The sequence below is a fragment of the Mesorhizobium sp. M0047 genome (genome assembly GCF_040323315.1).
GTDB lineage: Bacteria > Pseudomonadota > Alphaproteobacteria > Rhizobiales > Rhizobiaceae > Mesorhizobium.
The window spans coordinates 1-5,951 of record NZ_JAMYUW010000089.1 but is presented as its reverse complement, the minus strand read 5'-3'; the positions used below and the strand labels follow the sequence as shown (position 1 = coordinate 5,951).

The 5,951-nt window shown below is 60.8% G+C and carries 5 protein-coding genes; all 5 read right to left on the bottom strand.

Going from position 1 to position 5,951, the window contains the following annotated elements; all coding sequences use genetic code 11:
* Nucleotides 1-103: 103 nt before the first annotated feature.
* Genes NKJ89_RS35320 through NKJ89_RS35300 form a run of 5 tightly spaced genes read right to left on the bottom strand, consistent with a single transcriptional unit; the run spans nucleotide 104 to nucleotide 5,755 of the window.
* Nucleotides 104-1,144 (bottom strand): ABC transporter ATP-binding protein, encoded by a 1,041-nt coding sequence (locus NKJ89_RS35320; protein WP_352609030.1) that lies wholly within the window; start codon nucleotides 1,142-1,144, stop codon nucleotides 104-106.
* Nucleotides 1,128-2,150, bottom strand: coding sequence for an ABC transporter ATP-binding protein (locus NKJ89_RS35315; RefSeq protein WP_352609029.1), 1,023 nt, complete (start codon nucleotides 2,148-2,150; stop codon nucleotides 1,128-1,130). The genes NKJ89_RS35320 and NKJ89_RS35315 overlap by 17 nt, the downstream gene beginning before the upstream one ends.
* Nucleotides 2,147-3,079 (bottom strand): ABC transporter permease, encoded by a 933-nt coding sequence (locus NKJ89_RS35310; protein WP_352609028.1) that lies wholly within the window; start codon nucleotides 3,077-3,079, stop codon nucleotides 2,147-2,149. The genes NKJ89_RS35315 and NKJ89_RS35310 overlap by 4 nt, the downstream gene beginning before the upstream one ends.
* Nucleotides 3,076-4,053, bottom strand: coding sequence for an ABC transporter permease (locus tag NKJ89_RS35305; RefSeq protein ID WP_352609027.1), 978 nt, complete (start codon nucleotides 4,051-4,053; stop codon nucleotides 3,076-3,078). The genes NKJ89_RS35310 and NKJ89_RS35305 overlap by 4 nt, the downstream gene beginning before the upstream one ends.
* 37 nt (nucleotides 4,054-4,090) lie before the next feature.
* Nucleotides 4,091-5,755: an ABC transporter substrate-binding protein gene (locus NKJ89_RS35300; protein WP_352609026.1), complete on the bottom strand. Its 1,665-nt coding sequence runs from the start codon at nucleotides 5,753-5,755 to the stop codon at nucleotides 4,091-4,093.
* Nucleotides 5,756-5,951 lie beyond the last annotated feature (196 nt).

Below are 5,951 nucleotides of genomic sequence, written 5' to 3'. Positions count from 1 at the left end.
CTAAGATCGGCCTTAGTTATCATTTTCGGATCTCGTCCCTACTTCCCTATAACGGCCGCAACACGATATGCAGCCGCACACTTGCTTCTTCGCCAAAATAACATCATCGGCTGTTGGCGAATTCCAGGCTGTCAGAGCTCCCCTCACTCGCAAGCCAGCAGGTGACTATATGCTTAGGCCCCACTTCCACAGCGGGCGGTTCTTCTTGCCGGCAGCGGTCGAAGGCAAGCGGGCACCGCGGATGGAAGCGGCAGCCTTTCGGAATATGGGCAGCGCTCGGGACCTCGCCCTTAAGGGCAGGCAACTCACGGCGGTGGACATCCGGTCGGACCTTCGGAGTGGCGTCGCGCAACGCGATCGTATAGGGATGGCGCGGATTGAGCGTAATCTCGTCGGCCGTGCCGATCTCGACCAACCGTCCGAGGTACATGACCGCGATCCGGTCGGCAATCAGCCAGGCGACTGGCAGGTCGTGGGTGATGAAGAGAAGTGCCAGCTTCTGCCGCGCGCGGAGTTCCGTGAGGACCTGGAGGATCTGTGCGCGAATAGAGACATCGAGCATCGACACCGGTTCGTCGGCGACAATCAGCTCGGGCTTCACTGCGAGCGCTCCAGCAATGACGACCCTCTGGCGCTGCCCGCCGGAGAGCTCGTGCGGAAAGCGTGCAAAGAACTCAGCCGGAGGATTGAGCCCGGCAGCCGCCATTGCCTCGCTCACCCGCTCGGTGAGCTGATTGCTGTTCTCGACCAGCCGGAGCGAGCGCAGGGGTTCCGCCACGACGTCGAACACGGTGTGTCGCGGGTTGAGCGCCTGATAGGCATCCTGAAAGATCATCTGCACGCGATGCCGGTACGGGCGCAGGGCCGAGAGGCCTTGCGCGGAGGTCATGTCCCTGCCCTCGAACAGAAGCCTTCCGCCCGTCGGCTGCACCAGCTTGGTGACCACACGGCCAAGTGTGGTCTTACCGGAGCCGGACTCGCCGACGACCGCGACAATCTCGCCGCGGCTGATGGTGAGGTTGATCCCATCGACCGCGCGCACCCCGCCACTTTGCCGCCCCAGCAGGCGGTCGAAGACGCCACCCTGTATCGGGTAGTGGACCTGCAGGCCCTGAAGACGCAGGACTTCAGTGCTGTCGCGCATGGGCCAAGTCCTTTTTCAGTTGCGGGGCAGGCCCATACAGATGGCAGGCAACGCATCCCTGTGCGCTCCTCTCGAAGGCGGGGATTTCGGCGGAACAGATATCCATGGCGGAGGGACACCGGGGGTGAAAGGCGCAGCCTGAGGGGCGCGTCTGAAGGTTGGGAGGATCGCCCGGGATGGACTGGATGGTCCGGTTGCCACTCGCCGGATCCGCGATCGATGCGATCAAGAGCCGCGTATAAGGATGCCGCGGCGCGGCGAAGATCTCCGTCACACTGCCCTCCTCGACAATTCGACCGGCATACATGATCATCACCCGATCGCAGGACTCCGCTACCACCGAGAGGTCGTGGGTAATCAGGATGAGCCCGAGGTTGAGCCGCGATCGCAACTCTCCCAGCAGCTTGAGTATCTGCGCCTGGGTGATGACATCGAGCGCGGTGGTCGGTTCGTCGCCGATAACGATGGACGGGTTGCAGGCAAGTGCCATGGCGATCATGACCCTCTGGCGCATGCCACCTGAGAGCTCGTGCGGATAGGCCGTGCCTCGATCGGCCGGAATACCAACGAGCTCGAGCAGTTCCATTGCCTTTGCTCTCGCCTTGTCGCGCGACAGGCCGAGCTTTAACATGCAAGGTTCGGCAATCTGCCTGACGACCCGGTGCACCGGGTTGAGGGCATTCATCGCCCCTTGGAAGACAACCGAGGTCTCGCTCCAGCGATGCGGCCGCATCGCCGCATCGTCGTCGATTGGAAGCTGCTCTCCTTTATAGCGTACCGCGCCTTGGCTGACTGCTGCATTGGGCGGCAGCAGGCCCGCGATCGCCATGGCAGTCGTGGTCTTGCCACTGCCGGATTCCCCGACCAGGGCGACGGCCTCTCCAGCCGCGAGCTCAAAACTCACGTCGCTGATTGCGGGCAATGACGTGCCCTTCAGCCGATAGTCGACAGAGAGGCCTTCGACCGACAGAAGCAGCGCGCCGCCTTTTTGATTGTGGTCTGTCATGGGATCACCCGCCGGCGTGGATTGAAGGTGTCGTCGAGCGCATTTCCGACCAGTACGAAACTAAGCGAGACCATGAGTACGCAGAGACCCGGCGCGCCAAGATACCACCAGGCGCCCACGCTTGCGGCCCCGGCGCGCTGCGCCAGAAACAGCATCGTGCCCCAAGACGGCTGTAAGGGATCGCCGAGCCCGAGGAAAGAAAGCGCCGTCTCGATATAGATGGCATTGGCGACCACCAGGGCGCCGTTGGCCGCAATCTGGGGCACGAGATTGGGCAGTATATGCCGCATCATAATGCCGAGATCGCTGCTGCCGACCACGCGGGCCCGATCGACAAATTGACGTTCCCGGAGTGTCAGCGTCTGGCTGCGCACGATGCGCGCGACAAACCCCCAACTCGTCAGACCAATGACCAGAATGATCACGAAGAGCGAGGGCCGGAAGCCGAGGATCGTTCCCCCGCGCCCGACAACCTCGAGAAACACCGGCGTGATGACCAGCGCCAACACGAAGGTGGGAACGATGAAGAAGAAATCCGTCAGGCGCATCAGCCAGACGTCGATCCTACCCCGATAATACCCCGATAACAAGCCGATCGCGGTTCCGACGATGAGGCAGATCACTGTCGCCATCAGAGCTATCGTCAGCGAAACCCGGGCTCCATGGACGACAAGATTGAGCACATCGCGCCCGACCTCGTCGGTTCCAAGGATATTTTGGGCATTCGGGGGTGCGAGGAAATCACCGGTTGCATTGGCCGCGGTCTGCAGCGGACCGACAAGGAGGCGTGGCACCGCCGCCAGCACGAGGACGAATGCAAGCAACGAGAGGCCAATCCGTGCGCCGACATGACCGGTGAACTTGCGGAGAAAGGCTCGGATCGCGCGCAGCCGAACAGGCGCGCGAAGGTTTGTCGAATCTTCGCTCATTGTCTCACACGGGGGTCAAGAAGTCCGTAGGTCAGATCGGCCACGACGTTGGCGATCACAATCGAGGCGCCGAGCAAGAGAAAGATGCCCTGCAGGACGGGATAGTCCCGCGCGTTGAGCGCCTCGACCGTCAGCCCGCCGATCCCCGGCCAGTTGAATACGGCTTCGATCGTGATGGCTCCCGCTACGACATAACCGAGATTGAGTGTTATCAGGGTCATGACCGGGAGCATGGCATTGCGGAAAGCGTGACGCATCAGCATCTGACGGCCAGTCAGTCCCTTGGCCCGGGCGGTAACCATGTAGTCCTCGGTCACAACATCACTCATCGCGGCCCGGGCGACCAGAACATATTGCCCGCTCATTCCCAGTGCCAGAGTTGCGGCGGGCAGCGCGAGATACCAGAGCCGGTCGGCGAGCCAACTCATCGCGCTCCCGGCCCCACCCGTCGGCGAATAGGCTCCGTAACCAGGAAACCAGCCCAGCGTCGTGCTGAACACCAGCACCATGAGCATGCCGAGCCAGAACGCCGGGGTCGAATAGAGCGTTAGGGAGATCCCCGTGATCAGGTGGTCGACGACCCCGCCCCGTCGCCAGCCGGCATAGAGGCCGAGCATGACCCCGAAGACGATCGCGAAGAGCTGGGCCACCCCGACCAGGGCAAGTGTGGCCGGCAGTCGCGCCAGGAGGAGGTCAGCAACCCAACTACCCCTGAACTTAAAGCTGTAGCCTAGGTCACCACGGAGGGTTGCCGATACATAGGCGACAATCTGATCCGGGATTAGCGGCCTTTCGAGGCCCCATTCCTTGCGCAGGCTATCGATCTGCTGCTCGGTCACGCTGGAGCGTGCCCCGCCCAGCAGAAGCTGGGTGGGGTCGCCCGGGATCACTCTGAACAGGATGAAGTTGAGCGACATCACCATCAGAATGGTCATCGCCGCCCGGATGAGTATGTGTCCGATGCGTTGGCCCATTGATCTTTCCTTTCCGATCCGAGCAGAGAGCCAGCCGTCAGGCCGGCATCAGACGATCGAAGGGGAAGTAGCTCCACTGAGACATCATATCACCGTTTGATCCCCAACCCGCGAAGCAATTCTTGCGATGGGCCTCCAGCACAAGCGGGTAGGTCAGCACGATGTAGGGCGCTTCTTTGTATATGATGCGGGCCGCCTGATCGACCTGCTCCTGTAGCTTCTTGGTGTCGACCGTGGCTTGGACCTCCGAGCGGAGCTTGTCGAACTTCGCGCTATTCCAGTATGCCCTGTTCTGACGGTCACCGCTTTGTCCTATTTTAAGAATGTCTAGGGGGTTAGGAGACGGCCAACTCTGCATAACTACTAGATCCCAACCTCCGCCGCCCTTCGCCGGCAACGACACGCGGTCTTCGAGCGCGCCGGCGTCAAGCTGGGTCACTGAGACCTGAATGCCAATCTCCCCGAGCCAGCCAGCGATAAGCTGCACGGCAGCGAGTGGCGTCTCATAGGCGCCTGAAGATGTTCCGGTGATCAGTTCGAGTTGGAAGCTCTTGCCGTCCTTGTCCTCCCGGAGACCATCGCTGTTTTTGTCCTGATACCCCGCCGCATCGAGCCTACGCGCGGCCTCCTTGAGATCGAAATGGCGCCGGATGTCACTCAGATCGGAGTAGAAATCGGCCGCCACAGGCATCACGATGCCCGCGCCAGGAACGGCATGACCACGGTAGGCTCGATCGACGATGGCCTTCGGGTCGATCGCATAGCCTATGGCATCGCGAAATGCCGGATCCTGCAACGCCTTGGTGCTACCCGCCCCTTTTCCGGTGGCAGTGTTGAATGCGAGAATGTCACGCTGTTCGATGCCCGACTGGCCGACTTCGATTTCGGGGGCCTTCGCGAGATTTTCCCACTGTGCCGCAGTCAGGCCAACGCCATAGTCTAGGCTGCCGCTCTTCAGGCCTTGGGCGATGGGATCGGCGGATGTGAAGAAGTTGAACACCATGCCGGACGTCTTCGGCTGCCCCGTGCGGAAATACTTGTTAGGGGTGAAGCGTGCGAACTGACCCTGCTGGAACTCTGCAATGATCATCGGACCTGTTCCGACCAGTGGAGGGTCGTTACGGAAGGTGCTACGCGCGTCTGCGAAGCTGATGTCTTTCCAAATATGCTCGGGCACGATCATCGTCCATTTGTCGATCGGCCAGCGCGAAGGTGTCTTGGTCACGATCTGCAAAGTCTCGTCATCGAGAGCGCTGATCGACTGGGCGTTATCCAAGCCATCGGTATTGTTCCAGCCGACGTTCAATTCGTCGGGCTTGCCCATAGAGCCCTTAAGATAGTTGAACGTGAACGCGACGTCCCTGGCCGTGGCGGGCTGGCCGTCGGACCACTTCATGCCTGGCCAGATCTTGAACGTCCACGTAAGCTGATCGTTGGCAACTGACCACTCCTTGGCAAACCCTTTCCGGTCGGAGTGACGCTGCGCGTCTACGCTAACCAGAAAGTCATAGGTGAAGGCCGTCGGCCAGAAGGAACCCCATGTGGCGAACGGATTCATGGTGCTGGGCGCGACGATTGCACCGATGCGCACCACATTGTCACATGACGCGGCGAATGCTGTTGCCCGCATTATTAAAGGCGCCGCCGATCCGGCCAGCATTGTCTTCAAGGCCGCGCGTCGGTTGAGTTGCCATTTTTCCATTGTATTCTCCTCCCATGATTTATTTGCGAAGACTTTCAAAACAGACTGCGATTAAATACCATCGATTGGCCGAAACCTCCTGCTAATCAGCGCCTACGTTGCGAGATCATTGAATCGGCAGTCCGCCGGGCACGAATTCAGTTCCCTTTCGAAAGGGCTGGGCTCGCAAGGCGCTGTATTCAGGCGCGGGTGCTTG